Below are 22,111 nucleotides of genomic sequence, written 5' to 3' on the forward strand. Positions count from 1 at the left end.
CTTTTCGCCAAAAACCGCGAAATTTCTTCGCGCCTTTGTACGTTACTAAGTATACGTGATGCGCTATATGAATATAAAACGATACTCGCGTTGGATCTGGGGAGCGCTGTTGGTGGGCGCGGTGGCCTGTAGTCCTTACGAACGCCTCAGCAAAACCGACCTTTCGTACCGCTACGGCGCCGAGACGCCCCTCCAGGTAGACAGCAAGGTGCTGGACGAAGGGGGGCAAATGCGCGTGTTCCTCGACATCAAGGCTAGCAAACTGGGCGACGACGCCACATTGGCGACGCTGAACGAGCGCTATGGCTTTTCGTACCGCATTACGCCCAGCTACCGGAGCAAAGAGACCATTGTCTCCGTTCCTTCGCTCGAATTTTCAGGTTTTCATGGTCGGAATAGCGACGGTACGTTCCACGTTTCGTTTCCGCTGGCCAAAATCGGAACGCCTTCGGCACTGATGGTGCTGACCGCAACCGAGAAGGCAAGCGGCAAAGCGGTGATGTTCGACATTCCGATTTCGTTCGCCGACGAAGACCTGAAAACGAAGTACGCCCTGTTCCCGATTCGGCATAATTACCCGGCCGGTCCGTACGTGACGACGCGCGACACGGTGGTGATCCGCTCGTTGCGAAACGATGCCCAGCCGCTGATGGTCCGCTACTTCAGTGATGCGTTCCGTCCGGCTTTGCCGCCGATGGCCATCACCAACTCCATCAAAAACCGCCCGGAAGAGACGCAGACTTACCAGCTACGCCCCGGCGAGGTGATGAAATTTGTGGCCGACGGGTTGTACTTCGCTCAGGAAGACACCAACTCGCGCGAGGGTTTTTCGTTCGTCGTGAACCCCAACCGTTTCCCGCGCGTCACCCGCGCTACGGAACTGATCGAGCCGCTTATTTACATCACTACTCGGAAAGAGCGCGAAAAACTGCTGTCGTCCGAAAATCCGAAGTTGGCCCTCGATGCCTTCTGGCTAAAACTTAGCAATAATAATCGCGAGTACGCTCGCCGCATGATCCGCGAATATTATACCCGCGTGCAGGAGGCCAACGCACTGTTTACCACGTTCAAACAAGGGTGGATGACTGACCAGGGCATGACCTACATCATCTTCGGGCCGCCCCAAAAAATGCTGCGCTACAACGACCGCGAGGAGTGGTATTACGAAAAAAGCGCCAGTATGCCCGAAGTCTATTTTACGTTCCTGAAAAGACCCACTATTTTTACCGACGAGAATTATGAATTGGTCCGGTATAACGAATTTGACCGGGTCTGGTATGCAAGCGTCGAACAGTGGAGAAAAGGAATCGTCCGAAGATAAGACCCACCGCACCGGAAGCCTCGCCCGTAGGGCGTGACGTGGTGTTTGGCCTGCGGGCCGTAGTGGAAGTGCTCCGTTCCGATCAGGAAGTGGAGCGTATTCTGGTCCAGAAGGACCTGAAAAACGAAGTGGCCCTGCCCGAAGTATTGGTGCTGGCCCGCGAGCGGCACGTGCCTGTGCAACGGGTGCCGATCGAAAAACTCAACCGCGTTACCCGGAAGAATCACCAGGGCGTTATCGCCCTGATTTCGTCCATCGCCTACGCGTCGCTCGAAAACGTAATCGATGCGGCCTACGAGGCGGGGCACGACCCCCTCATGCTGATTCTGGATCGCGTGACCGACGTGCGCAACTTCGGCGCCATCGCCCGTTCGGCCGAATGCGCCGGAGTCGATGCGTTGGTGTTGCCCGAACGGGGTGGAGCGCGGATCGGCAGCGATGCGCTGAAAACCTCAGCGGGGGCGCTCAGTCACCTGCCCGTCTGTCGGGTGCCACGCCTGGCACAAACCATCCGAGAGTTGCAGGCGCGGGGGGTGCGTGTGGTGGCCTGTACCGAGAAGGCCGACAAGCTGCTGTATGAAGTGGACCTGAGCGGACCGTTAGCGCTGTTGCTCGGTTCCGAGGAGGACGGCATTCAACCGGAGCTGCTGGAGAAAAGTGACGAACAGGTACGTTTGCCGATTCAGGGCAAAGTCAGTTCGTTGAACGTCTCGGTGGCGGCCGGAATTGCGACGTACGAGGCAGTGCGTCAGCGCCTGAACACCGTCGTCCCGTAAAATTCCCCCTAACTAGGTGACTTCCTTTTATGTGTCGACCGACCGTAGCCGGCTGGATGTCGGCATGATCCACGCGTACCTATCGCAGCGCTCCTACTGGGCACAAAACCGGACGCGGGCGCAGGTAGAAACTTCCATGGCACATTCGTTATGTTTCGGGGCGTATCAGGACGAGCGGCAGGTCGGCTTTGCCCGTGTGGTGACGGATTATGCAGTCTTTGCCTGGCTGGCCGACGTGTTTGTGTTGGAGGACGTTCGGGGACAGGGCGTGGGCAAACTGCTGGTGCGCTCCATCGTGGAGCACCCTGAATTGCAGCTAGTCAAACGCTGGATGCTAGCCACCAAAGACGCACACGACCTGTACCGACAGCACGGATTTCAGGAAGTGCATGATCCTGCGCTCCTGATGGAGCGGATGCGTTCTTAACTGCTACTTCTTGCGCTTCTTTTCCGCCTCGTAGGTGTGTTCGGCCAGTTCCATCAACTCGCGTTCGAGCGCTTCGCGTTCGCGGCGGTTGTCGCGTAGTTTTTTGCGGAGGGTTTTGGCGCGGTTGTGGGGTTGGGCGGTCAGCAGACGCCGGAAGAAATCGGCCACGATGAAGCCCTGCCGTGCTTTGGTCACCACCCCGCGCAATTTCCAGGTGCGGGCCAGGTACTTGACGCGGGCCACTTGCGCCAGGCGGAACGTACGGATGAACGACACCAGCGGCAGAAAAATGATCAGCAGATCGATCCAGTTGCGTTTGCAGTAGTCAACTTTCTCGTCCGAAGCCGAAAACATCACCAGAAACTCGAATGTAAAGGCGATCCAGATGCTGGCCTGCACCATTTCGAGCAGGAAATTCCAGTCGACCGCTGGGAAACGCTGTTGAGCATCTTCCATAAACTTCCACTCGACAATCAAGACCGGAATAATCAACATCGCAATCACGATCATCGGAATGCCGAACGCCTTGCGCAGCCGGTCCAGAAGGGGTTCGTTGGCTTCACACCATCCCCAGAACGGGAGCCAGATGCGCCGGATGTCCATGATGTGGCGGCTGCCGATGCGGAGCGGCGGAAACACCAGGGCCAGACCTCGCTTGAGTAGCTCGTGGCGATGCAGCCGCAGGCGTTCCTGCCGCGCGAGATAAAGGGTAATGGCAAAATCGGCCCAGAACAAGAGCAAGCCCACACCCCAGAGGGAACCCAGCGTGCGAGTAAAAGTGGACAGGTAGCGGAACTGGTCACCGCCGGTCAGGCCCATGATGAGAACCCCTGCCACGATGAGCAAGGCGGTTGCGGTCCCGAACACATACGGCGCGATGGTGTGCTCGTAGCGTCCCAACCGCGTTTGCATCCACGCCGTGCCGAGGTGGGTGCGCAATACGCCGTCGGGCTGGTCGGTAAACCAGTGGGCAACCCAGGGCGCTTTGCGGCTCATCTGCTGCAATTGCTCCGCCCCGGCCACCAACTGCCGAAACCGCTGCCAGAACAACGGATGCTCAATCCGTCGCGCCCGGTCGAGCAATTCATCGCGTTCGGAGCGCGTTGTGGCTTCCCACGTATCCTGCGCCTTTCGATCCATCCTTGAAAGTAAGAAGAATTTGGGTGTTGTGCCGTCGGCGGTATGACGAGCGGGGCAACTGGGCAAATTTTCGCAATTTTAGGGCATCTGAACAGAACAACTCATTAACCACGAGACGATGGAGACAATCTGGGGCGTAGACCTGGGCGGTACTAAACTTGAAGGCGTAGTGCTGGCGAACGACGAAGCGAATACGGTGCTCAAGCGCCTGCGCATTCCGACGGAAGCCGACAAAGGATACGACCATATCTTACGGCAGATTCGTTTGCTCATCACCCAATTGACCCGCGAAACGGGACAAGCCCCCTCGGCCATTGGTTTTGGCACACCGGGCGTACTCGACCCGCAAACACAGACGATGAAAAACTGCAATACGGTGAGTCTGAACGGACAGCCGTTGCAGGACGACCTGACGCGGGTGTTGGGGGTACCGGTAGTCCTGGCCAACGATGCCAACTGTTTTGCGTTGGCCGAAACGAAGCTGGGCAGCGTGGCAGAGGCGAAACCGGGTGCGGAGGTGGTGTTCGGCGTAATCATGGGCACGGGCGTCGGGGGCGGCGTGGTGGTCAACGGACGTTTGCTGAACGGACATCACGGCATTGCGGGCGAGTGGGGCCACAATTTTCTGGACGTTTCGGGCGGGCCGTGTTACTGCGGTCGCGTGGGATGTGTGGAAACGATTCTTTCCGGCAAGGGGCTGGAGCGTTACTACACCCAACTGAGCGGTAAAGCTCTGGACCTGAAAGAGATCCACGAGCGGCATCGCAAGCACATTGATCCTTATGCGACTGCCACGATGCAACGCCTTGCGCACTTTTTCGGGCAGGCCATTTCGGTCGTGATTAACATTCTGGACCCGGACGTGATTGTGCTGGGCGGTGGCGTGGGCAACGTCGACTTGCTCTACACCGATGGCGTCGCGATGGCCGAAGCCAAGGTGTTCAACAACCGGCTGGATACGCTCTTCCTGAAACCCAAATTAGGCGACAGCGCAGGCGTTTTCGGAGCAGCAATGCTGGTGGCGGGGTAGCGGGGAGAGACATGTGGCAGTGAAAGGGATAATCAAAGTGGTTCGGAGGCTCGTACTTCATCAAAGTAGATCAACCAGTCGAAGGTTTGGCCGATGGGCAAAAAGTAATAATGATCGACCGGATCTCCCGTATAGGTAACGCCGACGGATAATATGGAATTAGTCCCCGCCAAGAACTCGGGCCAGCCGCTATTGGGAGGTGTGTTTTTGAGAGGCAAGGCAAAGTTTTTAGACTGTGCGTTGTGGAGGAGGTGGTTGATGGAACTCTCAATAGGGGCTTTCTGTATCATTTGCGTGCGCACATTGCCGTCCGAAGAAGCGGCCATGAATGCACCGGTAGAAAACGTAAATCCTACACGTTGGTAAGCGTCGTGCAAGTCGGCTTTCAAATAGGCACCAGTGGTTCGTTGGAAGAAATTGCCGATGTGGTAATTGTGAGCCCAAATGGAAATCTTGCTGGCGTCTCCCATCATTTGCTGTAGCCAGCGCACATTATCAGCCATGTAACGATCCCGCTCCAAATTCCTATCCGAGGCCCCTGCCACGTGGATCGCCTGCTCAAGGGTCGTAACCAATTGCTTCATGATCTGCCACTCCTGCACGGAGCTGGCCTGTATTAAGGGCGCCTTATGCTCATCCAGGTAGGTCTGAATGCTTGCCAAACTATCCAGGTACTTGGGTTCATGGGTAAGGCTTTCGGCCCTCATCGTGGTTTGAATAGACGTAAGAATGCTCTTGGTGCGTTGGTAAAGTGCAGGTGCATTCTTCTCAAAATAGGCCAGAAGAAGGGGCGGTTGCTGGTCTATTTGTTGGCAGTCAAACCCATAAAAATGGATTTGGTCTTCTTCGGTTTTGCCTGCATTGTATTGGCGCATCCATTCTAGCAGAGCGCGTACTTCGGTCGTTTTCCAAATCCAGAAGTGCATTTTGGTACGCATCAGTTGGGTCAGGTCGCCCGCTCCCGTGGTGACATACGTATCAAAGTACAGCGATTCGGCGAAGTCACACTCAAACCCAAAAGCTCGGTGTCCGAAGTTTTCGACCAAATATCGAAAAAGGCGGTGCTTGATTTCGAAAAACTCCTTACTGCCGTGAGTGGCTTCGCCTAATCCTACAATCGAGGCTCTCCCCAGTTCGTTCAGCGTCGAAAGCGCGTCGTCGGAGAGCGTAAGGGGGTGATTGGAGAAAGGGAGGGCCAGGCCAGTGTTCAATTCGGCGACAAGCGCTTGCTGCTTGGTAGTAAGTGCAGGTTCCTGTGCTTCTTCCTGATGACAGCCCGCGGCTATGATTACGAGCAAAATAGACCAATGGAGAGGGATGAAACGAACCATAAGCGAAGCAGAAAAACCTGAGGAGGAAAACTTACCGCTTGTAAGTGAGGGTCACATCGTCGAAGGAGGCGCGTCCGGTGGTGGCGTTCAGATAGAGCACTAAGACTGCGATCACGTTGGTTTCTTCCGGCACTTCATCGAGTACCACATTGAATTCTTTCCAGTCGAAATTGCCTTGAATGGGAGCCTGATCGCGGGTCGATACGAACTTGATTATGCCCTGCGGACCATCGCATCGAATTGCCAGGTTAAGCCCTTCGCCCACCAGATTCTCGGCTTTTACTTTGGCACGTAGGGTCAACTGTTTGCCTTTGGGAATAGGAGTGAGAATAGACTGCGCGTAAAACGAGTAGTGAACGGTATCGAAGACGCTATTCTCAAAACCCAGGTAATAGTCGTTCGATTCCGGTTCTTTCGGTAGCCAGAAAAATTCATGCGGGCTTTCATTCACCCAATAGAACCAGGAATCTGGAAAATTTTTACCCGGTTTTAAATCGAGGGAGGGATCGGTGATCAACTGGCCAATTTCATCTTCATTCTGGCAACTGGCTATGCCTAAGCATAGGAAGCTGCATAGCACGAAACAACCGAGTGGTTGAAGCGACCGGGAAACGTACCGGGTCGTTACGAAGAGGTGGTTCATAAAAAAAGGTAGGTTGAAGAGGCAAATAACCCCGTCAACCTACCTTTTTTTATGGATTTATCCTAACTCTTCTTAGTTAGCCACTTCCGACATGAACTTGATACGCATCAGGCGCAGTTCTTCTTCGGTGTACTCATCAGGACCCAGGGTGCGGAGGGCCGCGTCGATGTTGTCCGTGTCGGCGTTCATGAAGTAATCGTAGATCTCTTCCTGCCGCTCTTCATCCAGAATCTGGTCGATGAAGTAATCAAGGTTGAGGCGCGTACCGGAGTAACAGATGTGCTCGATTTCCGAAATCAGCTCGTCCATTTCCAGGTCTTTGGCTTCGGCAATCTCTTCCAGGTCGACTTTCCGGTCAATCTGCTGGATGATGTAGATTTTGACCTTCGATTTATTGACCGTCGATTTCACCACCACGTCGTCGGCGGTGGCGATGTCGTTTTCTTCTACGTATTTCTTGATCAGGTCCAGGAACGGACGTCCGTATTTCGTGGCTTTGCCCATGCCGACGCCGTTGATGCGCGTCAGGTCGTCGCGGGTCGTTGGATAGACGGTCGCCATCTCTTCCAACGAAGGGTCCTGGAAAATAACATAGGGTGGGAGCTCCTTTTCTTTCGCCAGCTTTTTGCGCAGCTTCTTCAGAAGCTCAAAGAGGGTCTCGTCGTACGACTTCGCCGGCGCGGCAGGTTCTTTCTCTTCTTCTTCGTCTTCCACGGCTACATTAGTATAATCATGGTCCTTATATAGGGTAACGGGGTAAGGCAATTCCATGAACTGGCGGCCTTTGTCAGTGATTTTCAGCACGCCATAGTTATCAATGTCCTTTTCCAGGAAGCCGGCGAGAAGAATCTGGCGCAACAGCGACGACCAGAATCCGCACTCCTGCGAGGCACCTTTGCCAAACATGCTCAGCTCGTTGTGGCTGTAACTCTGCACGTAATCGTTGTTGACGCCGCGCAGCACATCCACCAGGTGTTCGATGCCGAAGCGTTGTTCTGTAGCCACTACCGCCTGAAGCGCCAGCTTCACTTCGTCGAGTAGTTTGATCTCCTGACGAGGCTTGGTGCAATTATCACAAAATCCGCACTCTTCTTCCAAATGTTCGCCAAAATAATGTAGCAACTGACGTTTCCGGCAGATGGCCGACTCGGCATAGGCCGTCATTTCCTGCAGCAGGTGCTTGGCGTTGTCGCGCTCGGTAACCGATTTGTCTTTGTTGAACTTCTCCAGCTTGGAGATGTCGTTGTGGCTGTAGAACATCACGCAGTTGCCCTCCAGGCCATCGCGACCACTGCGGCCGGTTTCCTGGTAATAGCCTTCGAGCGATTTGGGCGCGTCGTAATGAACCACGAAGCGGACGTCAGGTTTGTCGATGCCCATGCCGAACGCGATGGTGGCCACCACAACGTCGACGTCTTCACTCAGAAAGGCATCCTGGTTGGCCATCCGGATCGACGCATCGAGACCGGCGTGGTAGGGCAGCGCCTTCACGTCGTTGACCCGCAACAGTTCGGCGATCTCTTCTACCTTCTTGCGGCTCAGGCAGTAGATGATGCCCGACTTGCCTTTGTTATTTTTGACGAACCGGATCAGCTGCTTTTTCGCGTCCTTTTTGGGCCGCACGTCGTAATACAGATTTTTCCGGTTGAACGACGACTTGAACAGTGTCGCGGCCTCCATCTGCAGGTTTTTCTGAATGTCGAGCTGTACTTTCGGCGTGGCCGTAGCGGTCAGCGCGATGACGGGCAGGTTGCCGATCTGGTCGATGATGCTCTTGATGCGGCGGTATTCCGGGCGGAAGTCGTGCCCCCATTCCGAAATACAGTGGGCTTCGTCGATGGCTACGAACGAAATGTTCGCTCTTTGCAGCAGGTCTACGTTCTCTTCTTTGGTGAGCGACTCGGGCGCTACGTAGAGCAGCTTGATGTCGCCGCTCAGCGTTTCTTTCTTCACGCGGTTGATCTCCGCTTTGGTCAGCGTGGAATTCAAAAACTGCGCGTTGACTCCCAGGGCGTTGAGTTGGTCGACCTGGTTTTTCATCAGGGCAATGAGCGGCGAAATGACAATCGCGGTGCCGGGCAGCATCACGGCCGGAAGCTGATAGCACAGCGATTTACCGGCGCCGGTCGGCATGATGACAAACGTGTCGTTACCGGCCAGTACATTGCCCACGATGGCTTCCTGATCGCCTCGAAAGGTGTTGTATCCGAAAACTTCCTTTAGCTTGGTTTTGAGATCGGTTACGGGTTCTGCAATCATATAAAGAGGGAGATCTGTAGAAGGGCATTCTTTCTATCTTTGCCCTGAAACAGACAGATACATAAAGGTTGACAAACATTAAACAGACGGCAATACGCGTCCTTCAAACTGAGGCGCAGGCGTTGCTGCAGTTGACCGACCGTGTGGGGCCGGCGTTTGAAACGTGCGTTCATACCATTCTTCATACGCCCGGTAGGGTTGTTGTGTCGGGCATTGGTAAAAGTGCCATCATTGCTCAGAAGATTGTGGCTACGTTGAACTCCACCGGAACACCCGCATTGTTCATGCATGCGGCCGATGCGATCCATGGCGATTTAGGAATGATCCAACGTGATGATGTAGTCATTTGCATCTCCAAAAGTGGGAGCACTCCCGAAATTAAAGTATTGGTTCCACTTTTGAAAAGAACCGGCGCAAAATTAATCGCTTTGGTAGGGAATCTGAACTCCTGGCTGGCCGATCAGGCGGACTGCATTCTGGACGCCACCGTGGCCCAGGAAGCCTGCCCGCACGACCTGGCACCGACCACCAGCACCACCGCGGCGCTGGCGCTGGGCGATGCGTTGGCCATTTGTCTGCTGGAAGCCCGCAGCTTCGGACGCGAGGATTTTGCACGACTGCACCCCGGCGGCACGCTGGGGAAACGCCTGTACCTAACGGTCGACGACCTCAGCCGCCTCAACGAACTGCCGCAGGTATCGTTACAGGCCGATCTGCATACGGTGATTCTGGAGATGACGTCCAAGCGCCTGGGAGCCACGGCCGTGGTCGACGACGACGGCGCGCTGGCCGGGATCATTACCGACGGCGACCTGCGGCGCATGTTACGGGCCGGGCGCGATCTGGCCCAGGTCCGGGCGACCGACATTATGACGCCCCGCCCCAAAACCATCGAAACCGGTACCTACGCCGTTACGGCGCTGGAAATGATGCAACTACACCAGATTACCCAACTGATTGTTCTGGAGGGGACGCGTCCGGTAGGTTTCGTTCATATGCACGACCTGTTGCGCGAAGGGTTAGTTTAAGTACATTTGTAGAGATGGATCGTGCCGCCACTACCCTCTGCCGGCAGAATTCTTTCCACGCTCCGGACGGTGGAAAGCCACCCCTGTACAGCGCACGGACCGAACCATCGCCGTTAGTTTAACTCAGCAAACACAAATCAATCCTGATTTTTTGCTTTCAATGCTTCACCTATGAATCAGAACCATTACGCCGTCATCATGGCGGGGGGCATTGGCAGTCGCTTCTGGCCGTTTAGCCGTACCAACCATCCCAAACAGTTTCATGACGTGCTCGGCAAGGGGCGCAGCATGTTGCAGGATACGGTGGCCCGTTTCGAAAGCGTTTGCCCGCCCGAAAACATTTACATCGTTACCAACCGCGACTATTACCAGCTGGTCAAAAATCAACTTCCGTTTCTGGAAGACGACCAGATTCTGCTGGAGCCTGTCGGGCGCAACACCGCCCCCTGTGTGGCGTACGCCTGTTACAAAATTGCCAGCCGCAACCCCGAAGGAAACGTGGTGGTAGCGCCGGCCGACCACGTCATCACCCGTCCTGACGAATTTGTCCGCACCATCGAAACCGGTCTGGCCGCCACGGCCGAGCAAGACATTCTGCTGACGCTGGGCATCAAGCCGAGCCGCCCCGACACCGGCTATGGCTACATTCAATACCTGAATGGGGAGGCTGGCAGCGAAATCAAAAAGGTGAAAACCTTTACGGAAAAGCCGGAACTGGAGATGGCGAAAGAGTTTTTGGCGAGCGGCGATTTCGTCTGGAACGCCGGGATTTTCCTTTTTAATGTCAAAGCCATCCTGAAGAGTTTTGAACAACACTTGCCCGACGTAGCCGAAATTTTCGAAGAGGGCAACGAGGATTACTACCAGGAAGACGAGCAGCACTTTGTGACCAAAGCGTATTCGCAGTGCAAAAACATCTCACTCGACTACGGCATCATGGAAAAGGCCGAAAACGTTTACACGCTGTTGTCTGATTTCGGGTGGTCGGACCTGGGCACCTGGAAGTCCCTGTACGAACTGTCGGACAAAAACGGTGACCGCAACGTGGTCGACGGCAACGTAATGTTGTACGATACGGAAGGCTGCATCGTCAAGTCGTCGAAAGACCGGTTGTTGGTTGTGCAGGGCTTGAAAGACTACATCGTAGCCGAATACGACGGCGTCGTGATGATCTGCCACAAGGACGAAGAGCAGCGCGTCAAACAGTTTGTTGCCGACGCGAAAGAAAAACAGGACCGGAAATTCATTTGAGCCGAGTTCTATATATAAAGAAAAGGGGCCATGTCAATGGCCCCCTTTTTTGTTGCAGCGCCGCCCCTGCCTTGCCCTAACGGTGCAGTGCCGTTTCGGTCGCCCCGATTGCCGAGGGCACTCCCGGCGCGTCGTCGACATCCCGCACGCGGAGTGTCAGGAAACCGGCCACTACCATCGAGACACCACCGACCACCAGTGCGTAGACCGCCTCGCCCCCGAACAGACCCCGCACCATGAAGCCCAGAATGGCCGCGGCGGTGATTTGCGGAATGACGATGAAAAAGTTGAAGATGCCCATATAGACGCCCATCTTGTGGGCCGGGAGCGACCCGGTCAGCATGGCGTAGGGCATGCTCAGGATGCTGGCCCAGGCAATGCCGATCAATACCATCGATACCAGCAGCAGATCTGGATTGGCAATCACGTAAATGGACGCCAGCCCGATGCCACCGAGTACCAGCGCAATCAGGTGCGTCATGCGTCGGCTGGTCCGCGCGGCGAGAACCGGCAGCAGAAACGCCGCCAGCGCCGCTACTCCGTTGTAGACCGCGAACAAAACGCCCACCCAATCGGCGCCCTGATTGTACAAGGCCGAAGTCGTATCCGTGGTGCCGTAAATGTGGGCCGTCACCGCCGAAGTCGTGTAAATCCACATGGCAAACAGGGCCAGCCACGAGAAAAACTGCACCACCGCAAGTTGGCCCATGGTAGGGGGCATGCGGTACAGGTCGGTGATGATGGAAACCAATCCGTTGTGTGAGTGCCGTTGTACGCTCCAGCCCGCGATCAGTTGCAGGAGGCCGTAGGTCGCTACGCCTCCCGAAAGCACGTAGAGTTGGCGGTCCAGCTCGGCGATGAAGAACAACAGCGAGGCCACGAGGCCCACCGCAAGCCAGAGTAGGCCGTGTTGCAGGTACCGGGACGCCGGAAGCGTAGTCTCGGTCGGAGTGGCATGGGCTAACGGAGACGCCTCTTCGAAACGGCGAAGCTCTTCGGGCGAATACTCGTGGCTTTTGAAGACGGTCCAGAGCACCGCCAGTAGAAACGTGGCGCCGCCTAGGTAAAACGACCACCGCACAGAGGCCGGAATCAGCCCTTCGGCCGCCGTATTGTCTACACCGAACCAGTTGCTCATCATGTACGGGAGGGCCGAGGCCACCACCGCCCCCAGACCGATGAAAAAACTCTGCATAGCAAACCCCGTGGTGCGTTGGGCCGACGGCAGCATATCCCCCACGAAGGCCCGGAACGGCTCCATCGAAACGTTGATCGACGCATCCATCATCCACAGCATGCCCGCCGCCACCCAGAGCGAAGGCGAATTGGGCATCAGGAACAAGGCCAGCGATGCAAGGATGGCACCCGCCAGGAAGTACGGCCGTCGCCGCCCGAGGCGTCCCCAGGTGTGGTCGCTCATGTGGCCGATGATGGGCTGAATCAGCAGACCCGTAACCGGCGCCGCAATCCAAAGAATGGGAATTTCGTCGACTTCGGCACCGAGCGTTTCGAAAATGCGGCTGACGTTGGCGTTTTGCAGGGCAAAACCGAACTGGATGCCCAAAAAGCCAAAACTCATGTTCCAGATTTGCCAGAAGCTCAGGCGGGGTTTGTGCGCGGACATGGGGACGTGGGGGTAGGTTGTTGAAAAGCTAACTAGAAAAATAACGGAAAGTTCCGGTTTTCCCAGGGTGCCGCTTCTCCGCGTACGAAATTTCATCTTCTGGAGCACGACTGCAACTTCCCACCGGGGATCTGCGTTGAGAATGGCGTGAAAAACAAAGCCGATACCTCTGCGCTCGAAGCGACCCTGCGTCGCGAATTAGATCAGTTTGACCGCCTGCACGATGATTTGCGCCTGTCGATTGAAGGGCAGGATTACGTGCGTGCCGACAAAGTCTGCCGACAAATTAGCCAGTTACTACACATGATCCAGGCCGACGTCCACTCGGCCCGGCACGTCTAGTTTTCCCTTACGCTTCCTGTTCCAGCCGATCGACGAGGGCGATGTAGCGTTGCATGGCTTCTTCGGACGAGAGCCCCTGCACTTCTTTCCAGGCATCGTACTTGGCAATGGCTTTGAAGTCGAAACCGCCGGGACGTTCGCCCGTCACATCGCCTTCGGTGGCTTGCTTGTAAAGTCCATACAGAGCAAGAAGATCGTCGTTCGACGGGCGGCTCGGCAAGTGGTTGACGCGCTCGGACGCGGCGTTGAATTGTTCAGATAGTTCCATAATGATGTTGAGTTATGTTTACTTAATGCTTAAAAGATCCAGTTGAGGACAGAACTGATGATCGACAGCACGACGCTGAAGGCCACCGCCCAGCCAAAATTTTTGATTTCCATACCCGTCAGCAGCTTGTCGACAAGCATCACGATCAGGGCGTTGATCACCAGCAAAAATAGCCCAAGCGTCAGGATGGTGATCGGGATGGTAAGGACAACCAGGATAGGTTTGACAACGGCGTTGGCAAGGAGGAGCAACAGGGCGGCGAGAATAGCCGTGCCGAAATTGTTCACCTTAACTCCGGGCAGGAGGTAGGCCGTAGCAAATACCGCTACCGCATAGATCAGGGTAGAGACAATAAATTCCATAGAAAATCGAGTTTACCTAGGCTACGGAAATCTGTCCGGCGGGTTCGGTTCTCAGGCCGGGTCGGGCGGAATGAAGTTAAACACGTAATTGGGATCGGGGCAATTCTGCCGGTAGTGCTCCCGTTCCGATCCGGCCGCTACGCCCGGATAGTCGCCCCACCAGTCGCCCATGTCGTCGATGATCTGAAAATGCAGGTGTGGGGGCCAGTCGCCGTTTTCAGGATAAGGTCCCAGTTCACCAACGCGTTCGCCTTGGGCAACTGGTTGCCCTACGTGCAAGCCCTCCAGCGAAGCCAGCGACAGGTGCCCATAGAGGGTATGAAACGTGCCGTGATCATACGCATGTTCCAGGATAATCGTGGGGCCGTAGTTGCCAAATCCTTGGTTATCGGCAAAGCTGTGGACCCGCCCTGCCAGCGGCGCGAAAATGGGCGTATAAGCCGGTGCCCAGATGTCCATGCCCAGGTGCAACCGCCGTGGTTCGGTCCCGGTCCCGTCGTAGTGCGCACTGCGCTGGTAAAGTACGCGGTCTTCGAGGTATCCGCCAATTCCGATCCGGCTTCCTTCTTCGCGCAGCCGTTTGTCGACGTATCGGGCAAACGCGGGCGTATCGCGCAGGTCCACGGCCGTCAGGTCCGCGTTTTGCGCGGTGAAATCGAACACAAATACCTTGGGGTGGTGGAGATCATAGGAAACCAGAGGACCGAACGTACCTTGACGCGCTTGCAACCAGTCGGATAGGGGCGTTGACATGCGGGCAAATGTACGGTCCGGTGCCTGCCCCGAAAATAGGGGCGAGGCGTGTAGGCAGGGGTTTTTGCGGGGTGGCATGGTTTTTCCATTGCGGGTCTGGTCGGCACCGTGTACTTTTAGAGTTATTACCATCTAAAATTTCGCCTATGGCCTCCTCTCAGCAGCCTCTTTCCTCGTCTTCCTCCGTCTCGCCGGGCACCTTTTTCGGACAACCCAAAGGACTTTTTTTCCTCTTTTTCACTGAGATGTGGGAGCGGTTTAGTTATTACGGCATGCGCGCCATTCTGGTGCTGTTTCTGGTGTCCAGCACTACCGGCGAAAATCCCGGTTTCGGCTGGACCGAGTTGGATGCATACGCGTTGTACGGTTGGTACACCATGTTCGTCTACGTGGCCTCTATTCCCGGAGGAATCATCGCAGATAAATTCTTAGGCCAGAAGAAGACCGTCATACTTGGCGGTCTTTTGTTGTGTTTGGGACATGGCATTCTGGCGGTGCAGGCGCCTTGGGCTTTTTACACGGGTCTTGTACTGATCGTTTTGGGGGTCGGCGGCCTGAAGCCCAACATCTCCACGATGGTCGGTGGGCTGTATGGCCGGAAAGACGGTCGTCGCGACATGGGCTTTTATATCTTTTATATGGGGATTAACCTCGGGGCTTTGCTGGCCGGGGTCATTGTCGGAACGGTCGGTGAGCGAATCGGCTGGCATTACGGCTTCGGGCTGGCGGGCATCGGCATGGTGCTGGGGCAACTGGTGTTCATGTCCGGGCAGAAACACCTGAAAGAGGTCGGCAACGCACCGGACAAATCGGCCGTTTCGAACGAGCCTAATTTCTTCCTGGAAATTTTCCGGCAGCGCAACGCCCTACTCTGGACGGCGATCGTGGCGTTGGCGGGCGTGGCTACCTGGGTCTTCGGCGGCTCCTGGGCGTACGGATTGCTGATCATCGGGCTGAGTCTGGCGGTAGGTGTGTTTTTCGTATTTTTCAACGAGTCCAATCCGGTAGAGCGCGACCAGCTCTTGGTCATCGTGCTTTCGTTCGTGATGATCATCGTTTTCTGGGGGGCGTTCGAACAGGCCGGGGGATTGATGAACGTTTACGCACAGGAAAAAACGGATCGGATGCTGGGATCGTTCGAGGTGCCAGCCACCTGGTTCCAGTCGGCCAACTCCATGTACATCTTGATTTTTGCCACCATCGTAGGCAGCTTCTGGGCCTGGTGGGGGCGGAAGGGCAGAGAAACGAGTTCGCTCTTTAAAATGGCGGTAGGCATCATCATCACGGCCGTGGGCTTTCTGTTCATGGTAGGGGCCGTACGGCAATACGAAGCCCAGGGAGCCTCGGCCATGTACTGGCTGATGCTGGCCTATATGTTCCACACGTTAGGCGAGCTTTGCCTGTCGCCGGTGGCGCTGAGTTTCGTTACCAAGCTGTCGCCGCAGCGCTACGTAGCGTTTATGATGGGGGCGTATTTTGCCGCTACCGGACTGGGCAACAAGGTGGCAGGCTCGCTGGGAGAACTGTCGACAGAAGCCGGAGAATACGCCATCTTTCTGGGGATCTTCATCTTCTGCGTCATTTTCGGCCTTCTGATGATTGCCGTACTGAAGCCGCTGAAACGCCTCGCACACGGCGCGGAAGACTTGCAACCGTCGGTGGTAGGCGACAATGAAGGCTACGAAGTGGAAGAAACGCTACACCTCGAAGGCGACGGCGAGACCATCAGCTACGACGAACTGAAACGTAGCAAAAAATAAATCATCCCTTCAGCCCTGCTTCATCTTCCCGAGGCAGGGCTTTTTTAGGCCCTTTGCTGTATGGACTTTACCCTGACCCTCCTCATCTTCGGCTGGATTTTCGTCGCTGCCTGGGTTCCCATCGTCATTGCCACCAACCGGAAAACCCACCCGATGGCGCTGTTTGTCTTGTTCGGGGCGGAGATGTGGGAGCGGTTCAGTTTCTACGGCATGCGTGCCCTGCTGACGCTTTACATGTCGAAGGTGCTGTTTCAGGCCATGGAAGGGGCCGAAAGCCGGGCATTGGGCGTGTACGGTTCCTACACGGCAATGGTCTACCTTTTTCCGGTGTTGGGCGGACTGGTGGCTGACCGCATCTTCGGCTTCCGGAAAGCGATCCTCTGGGGCGGCATCCTGATGATGCTGGGGCATTTTACGTTGGCGTTGGAGGGTACTTTGTTTGAGGGGAGCTTGTTTTTGTTCTTCTTTTCGCTGGCGCTCATCATCGTTGGTAACGGGTATTTCAAACCCAACATCTCCAGCTTTCTGGGCGATTTCTACGAAAAGGACGATCCGCGCAAAGACGGTGCGTTTACCATTTTTTACATGGGGGTGAACATCGGCTCGTTCCTCGCCACCCTCACGTGTGGGTATGTGGGCGAGCGCATCAACTGGCACTACGGCTTTGGGCTGGCAGGCATCGGGATGGCGTGCGGGCTGCTGCTTTTCTGGATCTGCAGCCGCACCCAGGTGCTAGGCGACAAAGGACTGGTACCGCCTTCGGTAAAGGAGCGCGGACCGGTGGTGGCGGGCTTGCGTGCGCCTGCGCTGGTCTATATCGGATCGCTTATGGCGCTGCCCATCGTCGCCCTGATGCTGAACATCAGCAACATTGTGTCGGGTCTCTTGGTGGTGACCACCATCGGCATCATTGGCTATCTGGTGTACGAAGCGGTGCAATTGCGTCGGAAAGCACGCGTCATGATCGCGTCGGGCGGACGACCGGGTGCGTACCTGCCGGAAGGCGAGGGGACGGACGAGGACACTGCATCACCAAAAGCGGAAGGCGACCGTTTGCTGGTGGTGACGGTTTTGTTTTTCTTCCACGCCATCTTCTGGGCGCTTTTTGAGCAGGCGGGCGGCTCGCTAACCCTCTTCACGGACAAGAACGTGCAGCGCATGCTGGGCGGGACCGAAGTACCGGCCTCAATTTTTCAGAGTCTGAACCCGCTGTTTATCATGCTGTTGGCTCCGGTTTTCTCCTGGATTTGGCTTCGGCTTCGCAAACGGAATGCAGAACCCTCCACACCGATGAAATTCGTGTTGGGGCTGGCACAATTGGGGCTGGGCTTCGTGATCATTGTGTCCGGTGCTAAATTGTTTGCGACCAACGCGCAGGTACCGATGATCTTCGTGGTGCTGATGTATCTGTTCCACACCATGGGTGAGCTGAGCCTGTCGCCGGTAGGACTCTCGATGATCACCAAACTTTCACCCGCCAAAATCGTGGGGTTTGTGATGGGAGCATGGTTTCTCTCCATTTCGCTGGGCAACAAGATTGCGGGCGTCATCGGGCAACTGACCGCCGCCGAAAATCTGCCGGACGAGGCCTCTGCCTACGATACGCTCGCGCTTTATTCGCAGACGTATCTGGTGTGGGGTGTGCTGGTGGTATTAGGGGCGGCACTGGTCCTGTTGGTGCTGGTGCCTCGCCTCCGCAAATGGATGCACGGCATCCATTAACTATCGTGAGTTAGGTCAGCAGCGCGCGGATCACCCGGAACACTTCCTGTTCGGTGCTTTTTACTACGCCGTCGGCCTCGATAATTTCCTCCATGTCGCGCAGAAACGCCTGTTTCTCACTGTCTTCTTGCAAATACTGCGTGCAACAGTGTTCTACGTGCGCGTACACTTCATCCCAAGTGTGGCTGAGCTGCTGGTAGAGTACCGCCTCGAAAAGTTCGTTGGTCAGGTGCGGTTTCATGGTCGGGAACGAACGCAATTTTTCGAGAATCACGTTGGTTTCTGAGTCGACCAGACGCAAATCGGCCCGTGCCACACAGATGTATACGTACGTCAGGTAATGGAGGGGACCCCAGCCCGGGGTGAGTTCTACAGACATGAGGAATTAAGCAAAAATGTAGCGCATAGAGAGAGATAGAGCAAAAAAAGGAAGAAAAGGTGAAACAAAAAAACCCGGTACAAACATACCGGGTTTTCTATGTTAGAGACGATGAGGAATTACATCATTCCACCCATTCCGCCCATGCCTCCCATGCCCGCGGCAGGTGCAGCAGCTTCTTTCTCGTCCGGATCGTCGGCAACTACACATTCGGTAGTCAGCAGAAGCGACGCAATCGAAGCGGCGTTCTCCAGGGCCAGACGCGTTACTTTGGTCGGGTCGATGATACCAGCGGCATACATCTCTTCGAAACGGTCGTCACGCGCGTTGTAACCGAAATCGGCTTTGCCTTCGCGGACGCGCTGTACCACTACAGAACCTTCGGCACCTGCGTTGGCAACGATCGTACGCAACGGAGCTTCGAGCGCTGTGCGAACGATGTTCACACCGATTTTCTCATCTTCGTTGTAAGTAGATACGCTATCCAGCGACTCCAGCGCACGGATCAGCGCCACACCACCACCGGGGATGATGCCTTCTTCTACGGCAGCACGGGTAGCGTGCAGGGCGTCATCTACACGGTCTTTTTTCTCTTTCATCTCTACTTCGGTAGCGGCACCGATGTAAAGGATGGCAACACCGCCTGACAATTTGGCCAGACGCTCCTGCAGTTTCTCACGATCGTAGTCAGACGTTGTGTTCTCGATCTGCTGTTTGATCTGGTTCACACGGCCTTGGATATCTTCCGTAGAGCCCGATCCGTTTACGATCGTCGTGTTGTCTTTGTCGATGATTACTTTTTCGGCCTGACCGAGGTAATCAAGCGTAGCCTGCTCCAGTTTGTAGCCGCGCTCTTCAGAGATCACCGTACCACCCGTCAGGATCGCGATGTCTTCCAGCATAGCTTTGCGGCGGTCACCGAAGCCGGGCGCTTTCACGGCCGCCACTTTCAGGGCACCGCGGATTTTGTTGACGACCAGCGTAGCCAGGGCTTCGCCTTCTACGTCTTCAGAGATGATGACCAGCGGCTTGCCGGTTTGGGCTACCTGCTCCAGGACGGGCAGCAGTTCTTTCATCGACGACACTTTTTTGTCGTAGATCAGGATGAACGGTGATTCCAGTTCAGCCTCCATTTTCTCCGTGTTGGTCACGAAGTAAGGAGACAGGTAACCGCGGTCAAACTGCATCCCTTCTACCGTTTTTACTTCGGTTTCTGTGCCACGCGCTTCTTCTACGGTGATGACGCCCTCTTTGCCCACTTTGTCCATGGCGTTGGCAATCATGCTACCGATTTCCTGGTCGCTGTTGGCAGAGATCGATGCAACCTGCGTGATTTCGTTGGAGTTCGAAATGCTGCGCGACTGCTTGCGAAGGTTTTCTACGATCACCGCAACGGCCTTGTCGATGCCCCGCTTCAGGTCCATCGGGTTGGCACCTGCGGTTACGTTTTTGATACCCGCCTGGAAGATGGCCTGGGCCAGCACCGTAGCGGTGGTGGTTCCGTCACCAGCCGAGTCAGCGGTTTTAGAAGCTACTTCTTTCACCAACTGAGCACCCATGTTTTCGATCGGGTCTTTCAGTTCGATTTCTTTCGCTACCGTCACACCGTCTTTGGTGATGGAAGGAGCCCCGAATTTTTTGTCGAGGATGACGTTCCGTCCTTTCGGACCCAGGGTGACCTTCACGGCATCGGCCAGTGTATCTACTCCTCTTTTGAGTTTCTCACGGGCGCTCGAATTGAAATATATTTTCTTAGACATAACTAAAAATTAGTTTGATTTAAGGTTGAGACTAATGTAATGCAGGATGATGTCCTTCAGACTAGAGGATGGCAAATACGTCCGATTCACGCATGATCAGGTAGTCGCTACCATCGACGGTGATCTCCGTACCGGCGTATTTCCCGTACAATACGGTATCGCCTACTTTAACGGTAAGCGGCTCATCTTTTTTACCGTTTCCGACGGCCACTACTTCGCCACGTTGCGGCTTTTCTTTGGCAGTGTCAGGGATGATGATTCCGGAAGCGGTCTTCTCTTCAGCGGCGGCAGGTTTCACAAGAACCCGGTCGGCCAGAGGCTTAATGTTTACTGACATAACAATCGTGAATTAAGGAGATGTACAAATTAGTTTAATGATTCTTCCTCGTGAGGCAGTGATGGAGCACTGTCTCGGTGTGCCTTTAAGCATTTGTTGTGCCATTGCGCTTGCAAACTTACAGATTCGAGCATTTCGGCCATTTTTTCCGCTAATTCTACCAAAACCGAAGTACAGAGGCTGACAAAGTTTCCGTTGCGCGGAAAATAAACGCGAAATCCTGTCGTGTTTATAATAACATCACGTACGGAATGGGTTTGTTCTGAGTATCTTACGTCTGTCCGATGTAAATTTTGTCACTGGCCCGAATAAGCTTTACTTCCTACTGTTGCTGAACCGATGTTTGTTGTATATTATCTGCCAGTCTATCACGAAACCTGACACTATGAAGAAACTAACTCCGAACTGGCTGACAGAAGGGTTGATCGATTTCGAATACAAGAAGTATCTCCTGCTCTCGTATTTTCAGCAAGTAGAAGCTTGTTTCAGCCAAACGCACCTTTATCCCACTTTTTCGGAACTGGTCTTTCACTACCAGAACCTGATCTCTGTCAAGGAAAACAAACAACTTTTGCGGGAGAATTTTCCGAAAGAAATTTCGCGTGATGAGTTCCGGCGGCTGAAGCTGATTTACGAAGAGATGGTCGAAGACGACGGCGTCATGAAGGAGCTGCAGGAGATCATTTCGTTCTCGTTACCGGAGTTTGAGCGGTATCTGGAAGAAGGCAAAGCCATTTATCAGTATGTCGCCGAAAACCTGCACATCAGCCCGGTAGGTCTGGTGCCGCTCGACACCACCGCCGGCTTCCTGTTTCTGTTGCAACCCACGGGTCGCGACACCGAGGTGTACGAGTACCGCATCACCATTTTTGAAAACGCCGAAGAGAATTACCGGGGCATCCGGGTCAGCCACCTGGAGTCGGTCCAAAAGCCTCGGTTGTATACGTACGAGATGCTGAAGATCGATTTGGTGCGCCGTTACAAAGCCATCGCCAATCCTGCGGCCTACCTGATCGAATCGCGGGTGATGTGCCCGATGCAAGAAACGCTTCTGCCGGTCGCCAAGCGTTCGTTTGTGCGCTACATGGCCAAACAGGCCGCATAAAAAAAGAGGTCTGCAAAGACCTCTTTTGTGTATCGGGGAAACGCGTTGTCGCGTCGGATTTAGAATGGATTGGTCGTGTCGCCTTCGTCAGACGATTCGGCCGGGGCTACGTCGCTGCCTTCCGCACCGCCACCGAATGCCGTGCTGTCACCCACTTCTGGTAGGGCAGGGGCTTGCAGGTCACCGGCGCGCTCAATGTTGACGCTGCTGGGAATATCGGCTTGTGGCGTGCTGTTGTTCACGATGAAGCCGCTACTGATGCACAGCACCATAATGGCGATGGCAAAGCCCCATGTGACTTTCTCCAACAGGTCGTTGGTGCGTTTCACGCCCATCAGTTGGCTGGAGCCCGCGCCACCAAACGCCGACGAAAGACCTCCTCCTTTGGGATTTTGGGCCAGTACGACCAACGTCAACAACACTGCCAACACGATAACCAGGCCAATCAGAATACTCAGTAGAATCGACATAAGAACGAGACGCTAATAAGTGT

At 55.1% G+C, this 22,111-nt stretch carries 22 protein-coding genes; 10 read left to right on the forward strand and 12 right to left on the reverse strand.

All coding sequences use genetic code 11. From position 1 onward, the window contains the following. Positions 1 to 67: 67 nt before the first annotated feature. The 3 genes from BLR44_RS02245 to BLR44_RS02255 are packed head-to-tail and all read left to right on the forward strand — an operon-like array spanning position 68 to position 2,524. Entirely contained in the window at positions 68 to 1,321 is a 1,254-nt protein-coding gene (locus tag BLR44_RS02245) for a GWxTD domain-containing protein (protein ID WP_176955868.1), read from the forward strand. Continuing rightward, on the forward strand, positions 1,294 to 2,097 hold the full coding sequence (gene rlmB / locus BLR44_RS02250) for a 23S rRNA (guanosine(2251)-2'-O)-methyltransferase RlmB (RefSeq protein WP_089678502.1): 804 nt from the start codon (positions 1,294 to 1,296) through the stop codon (positions 2,095 to 2,097). The genes BLR44_RS02245 and rlmB overlap by 28 nt, the downstream gene beginning before the upstream one ends. 16 nt (positions 2,098 to 2,113) lie before the next feature. After that, positions 2,114 to 2,524 (forward strand): GNAT family N-acetyltransferase, encoded by a 411-nt coding sequence (locus tag BLR44_RS02255; protein ID WP_218126995.1) that lies wholly within the window; start codon positions 2,114 to 2,116, stop codon positions 2,522 to 2,524. A gap of 3 nt (positions 2,525 to 2,527) precedes the next feature. Here the strand turns inward: BLR44_RS02255 and BLR44_RS02260 are convergent, their stop codons facing one another. Beyond that, the gene (locus BLR44_RS02260; protein ID WP_089678504.1) at positions 2,528 to 3,664 is read right to left on the reverse strand and encodes a hypothetical protein; all 1,137 of its coding nucleotides are present in this window, start codon (positions 3,662 to 3,664) and stop codon (positions 2,528 to 2,530) included. Between the two features lie 118 nt (positions 3,665 to 3,782). On the opposite strand from BLR44_RS02260, the gene BLR44_RS02265 reads away from it, so the two are divergent. Next, complete coding sequence (locus tag BLR44_RS02265; protein ID WP_089678506.1) at positions 3,783 to 4,694, forward strand: ROK family protein; 912 nt, start codon at positions 3,783 to 3,785, stop codon at positions 4,692 to 4,694. 32 nt (positions 4,695 to 4,726) lie between these two features. Here BLR44_RS02265 and BLR44_RS02270 read toward each other — a convergent pair whose 3' ends face one another. The 3 genes from BLR44_RS02270 to recQ form a co-directional block, all read right to left on the reverse strand. After that, complete coding sequence (locus tag BLR44_RS02270) at positions 4,727 to 6,025, reverse strand: erythromycin esterase family protein (RefSeq protein ID WP_089678508.1); 1,299 nt, start codon at positions 6,023 to 6,025, stop codon at positions 4,727 to 4,729. Between the two features lie 31 nt (positions 6,026 to 6,056). Next, positions 6,057 to 6,668: a hypothetical protein gene (locus BLR44_RS02275; protein WP_143017068.1), complete on the reverse strand. Its 612-nt coding sequence runs from the start codon at positions 6,666 to 6,668 to the stop codon at positions 6,057 to 6,059. Between the two features lie 72 nt (positions 6,669 to 6,740). Beyond that, on the reverse strand, positions 6,741 to 8,927 hold the full coding sequence (gene recQ, locus BLR44_RS02280) for a DNA helicase RecQ (protein ID WP_089678513.1): 2,187 nt from the start codon (positions 8,925 to 8,927) through the stop codon (positions 6,741 to 6,743). 68 nt (positions 8,928 to 8,995) lie between these two features. Between recQ and BLR44_RS02285 the strand changes: the two genes are divergently transcribed. Together BLR44_RS02285 and BLR44_RS02290 are read left to right on the forward strand one after the other, a co-directional pair. After that, positions 8,996 to 9,955, forward strand: a complete 960-nt coding sequence (locus tag BLR44_RS02285) for a KpsF/GutQ family sugar-phosphate isomerase (protein WP_089678515.1) — start codon at positions 8,996 to 8,998, stop codon at positions 9,953 to 9,955. 171 nt (positions 9,956 to 10,126) lie between these two features. Continuing rightward, positions 10,127 to 11,206, forward strand: a complete 1,080-nt coding sequence (locus tag BLR44_RS02290; protein WP_089678517.1) for a mannose-1-phosphate guanylyltransferase — start codon at positions 10,127 to 10,129, stop codon at positions 11,204 to 11,206. Positions 11,207 to 11,282: 76 nt separating this feature from the next. On the opposite strand, the gene BLR44_RS02295 is transcribed toward BLR44_RS02290, so the two are convergent. After that, positions 11,283 to 12,830: an MFS transporter gene (locus BLR44_RS02295; RefSeq protein WP_089678520.1), complete on the reverse strand. Its 1,548-nt coding sequence runs from the start codon at positions 12,828 to 12,830 to the stop codon at positions 11,283 to 11,285. A 147-nt stretch (positions 12,831 to 12,977) separates the two neighbouring features. On the opposite strand from BLR44_RS02295, the gene BLR44_RS02300 reads away from it, so the two are divergent. Beyond that, the gene (locus BLR44_RS02300; protein ID WP_089678522.1) at positions 12,978 to 13,172 is read left to right on the forward strand and encodes a hypothetical protein; all 195 of its coding nucleotides are present in this window, start codon (positions 12,978 to 12,980) and stop codon (positions 13,170 to 13,172) included. Between the two features lie 7 nt (positions 13,173 to 13,179). On the opposite strand, the gene BLR44_RS02305 is transcribed toward BLR44_RS02300, so the two are convergent. Genes BLR44_RS02305 through BLR44_RS02315 form a run of 3 tightly spaced genes read right to left on the reverse strand, consistent with a single transcriptional unit; the run spans position 13,180 to position 14,555 of the window. Beyond that, the gene (locus BLR44_RS02305; RefSeq protein ID WP_089678524.1) at positions 13,180 to 13,440 is read right to left on the reverse strand and encodes an acyl-CoA-binding protein; all 261 of its coding nucleotides are present in this window, start codon (positions 13,438 to 13,440) and stop codon (positions 13,180 to 13,182) included. A 29-nt stretch (positions 13,441 to 13,469) separates the two neighbouring features. Beyond that, on the reverse strand, positions 13,470 to 13,802 hold the full coding sequence (locus tag BLR44_RS02310) for a phage holin family protein (RefSeq protein ID WP_089678526.1): 333 nt from the start codon (positions 13,800 to 13,802) through the stop codon (positions 13,470 to 13,472). A 51-nt stretch (positions 13,803 to 13,853) separates the two neighbouring features. Continuing rightward, the gene (locus BLR44_RS02315; RefSeq protein ID WP_089679098.1) at positions 13,854 to 14,555 is read right to left on the reverse strand and encodes a peptidoglycan DD-metalloendopeptidase family protein; all 702 of its coding nucleotides are present in this window, start codon (positions 14,553 to 14,555) and stop codon (positions 13,854 to 13,856) included. Positions 14,556 to 14,701: 146 nt separating this feature from the next. On the opposite strand from BLR44_RS02315, the gene BLR44_RS02320 reads away from it, so the two are divergent. Both BLR44_RS02320 and BLR44_RS02325 read left to right on the forward strand, forming a co-directional pair. After that, the gene (locus BLR44_RS02320) at positions 14,702 to 16,315 is read left to right on the forward strand and encodes a peptide MFS transporter (RefSeq protein ID WP_089678528.1); all 1,614 of its coding nucleotides are present in this window, start codon (positions 14,702 to 14,704) and stop codon (positions 16,313 to 16,315) included. A 60-nt stretch (positions 16,316 to 16,375) separates the two neighbouring features. Beyond that, positions 16,376 to 18,037, forward strand: coding sequence for a peptide MFS transporter (locus BLR44_RS02325; protein ID WP_089678530.1), 1,662 nt, complete (start codon positions 16,376 to 16,378; stop codon positions 18,035 to 18,037). Between the two features lie 10 nt (positions 18,038 to 18,047). Here the strand turns inward: BLR44_RS02325 and BLR44_RS02330 are convergent, their stop codons facing one another. From BLR44_RS02330 to groES, 3 genes are all read right to left on the reverse strand, one after another. Beyond that, positions 18,048 to 18,416: a tellurite resistance TerB family protein gene (locus BLR44_RS02330; protein ID WP_089678532.1), complete on the reverse strand. Its 369-nt coding sequence runs from the start codon at positions 18,414 to 18,416 to the stop codon at positions 18,048 to 18,050. A 119-nt stretch (positions 18,417 to 18,535) separates the two neighbouring features. After that, the gene (gene groL, locus BLR44_RS02335; protein ID WP_089678534.1) at positions 18,536 to 20,176 is read right to left on the reverse strand and encodes a chaperonin GroEL; all 1,641 of its coding nucleotides are present in this window, start codon (positions 20,174 to 20,176) and stop codon (positions 18,536 to 18,538) included. A gap of 61 nt (positions 20,177 to 20,237) precedes the next feature. Continuing rightward, on the reverse strand, positions 20,238 to 20,513 hold the full coding sequence (groES, locus tag BLR44_RS02340; protein WP_089678536.1) for a co-chaperone GroES: 276 nt from the start codon (positions 20,511 to 20,513) through the stop codon (positions 20,238 to 20,240). A 385-nt stretch (positions 20,514 to 20,898) separates the two neighbouring features. Between groES and BLR44_RS02345 the strand changes: the two genes are divergently transcribed. After that, positions 20,899 to 21,618, forward strand: coding sequence for a hypothetical protein (locus BLR44_RS02345; RefSeq protein WP_089678538.1), 720 nt, complete (start codon positions 20,899 to 20,901; stop codon positions 21,616 to 21,618). Positions 21,619 to 21,677: 59 nt separating this feature from the next. Here the strand turns inward: BLR44_RS02345 and secG are convergent, their stop codons facing one another. Beyond that, a complete protein-coding gene (secG, locus tag BLR44_RS02350; RefSeq protein ID WP_089678540.1) occupies positions 21,678 to 22,088 on the reverse strand; it encodes a preprotein translocase subunit SecG in 411 nt (136 codons plus the stop codon). Positions 22,089 to 22,111 lie beyond the last annotated feature (23 nt).

The organism is Catalinimonas alkaloidigena (assembly GCF_900100765.1).
Taxonomy (GTDB): Bacteria; Bacteroidota; Bacteroidia; order Cytophagales; family Flexibacteraceae; genus Mooreia; species Mooreia alkaloidigena.

What these genes read in the sequence shown, in the direction of transcription:
- BLR44_RS02245 (WP_176955868.1), top strand. Translation starts at nt 68, where the DNA reads ATGAATATAAAACGATACTCGCGTTGGATCTGGGGAGCGCTGTTGGTG.
- BLR44_RS02260 (WP_089678504.1), bottom strand. Translation starts at nt 3,664, where the DNA reads ATGGATCGAAAGGCGCAGGATACGTGGGAAGCCACAACGCGCTCCGAA.
- BLR44_RS02265 (WP_089678506.1), top strand. Translation starts at nt 3,783, where the DNA reads ATGGAGACAATCTGGGGCGTAGACCTGGGCGGTACTAAACTTGAAGGC.
- BLR44_RS02270 (WP_089678508.1), bottom strand. Translation starts at nt 6,025, where the DNA reads ATGGTTCGTTTCATCCCTCTCCATTGGTCTATTTTGCTCGTAATCATA.
- BLR44_RS02275 (WP_143017068.1), bottom strand. Translation starts at nt 6,668, where the DNA reads ATGAACCACCTCTTCGTAACGACCCGGTACGTTTCCCGGTCGCTTCAA.
- recQ (WP_089678513.1), bottom strand. Translation starts at nt 8,927, where the DNA reads ATGATTGCAGAACCCGTAACCGATCTCAAAACCAAGCTAAAGGAAGTT.
- BLR44_RS02290 (WP_089678517.1), top strand. Translation starts at nt 10,127, where the DNA reads ATGAATCAGAACCATTACGCCGTCATCATGGCGGGGGGCATTGGCAGT.
- BLR44_RS02295 (WP_089678520.1), bottom strand. Translation starts at nt 12,830, where the DNA reads ATGTCCGCGCACAAACCCCGCCTGAGCTTCTGGCAAATCTGGAACATG.
- BLR44_RS02305 (WP_089678524.1), bottom strand. Translation starts at nt 13,440, where the DNA reads ATGGAACTATCTGAACAATTCAACGCCGCGTCCGAGCGCGTCAACCAC.
- BLR44_RS02310 (WP_089678526.1), bottom strand. Translation starts at nt 13,802, where the DNA reads ATGGAATTTATTGTCTCTACCCTGATCTATGCGGTAGCGGTATTTGCT.
- BLR44_RS02315 (WP_089679098.1), bottom strand. Translation starts at nt 14,555, where the DNA reads ATGTCAACGCCCCTATCCGACTGGTTGCAAGCGCGTCAAGGTACGTTC.
- BLR44_RS02320 (WP_089678528.1), top strand. Translation starts at nt 14,702, where the DNA reads ATGGCCTCCTCTCAGCAGCCTCTTTCCTCGTCTTCCTCCGTCTCGCCG.
- BLR44_RS02325 (WP_089678530.1), top strand. Translation starts at nt 16,376, where the DNA reads ATGGACTTTACCCTGACCCTCCTCATCTTCGGCTGGATTTTCGTCGCT.
- BLR44_RS02330 (WP_089678532.1), bottom strand. Translation starts at nt 18,416, where the DNA reads ATGTCTGTAGAACTCACCCCGGGCTGGGGTCCCCTCCATTACCTGACG.
- groL (WP_089678534.1), bottom strand. Translation starts at nt 20,176, where the DNA reads ATGTCTAAGAAAATATATTTCAATTCGAGCGCCCGTGAGAAACTCAAA.
- groES (WP_089678536.1), bottom strand. Translation starts at nt 20,513, where the DNA reads ATGTCAGTAAACATTAAGCCTCTGGCCGACCGGGTTCTTGTGAAACCT.
- BLR44_RS02345 (WP_089678538.1), top strand. Translation starts at nt 20,899, where the DNA reads ATGAAGAAACTAACTCCGAACTGGCTGACAGAAGGGTTGATCGATTTC.
- secG (WP_089678540.1), bottom strand. Translation starts at nt 22,088, where the DNA reads ATGTCGATTCTACTGAGTATTCTGATTGGCCTGGTTATCGTGTTGGCA.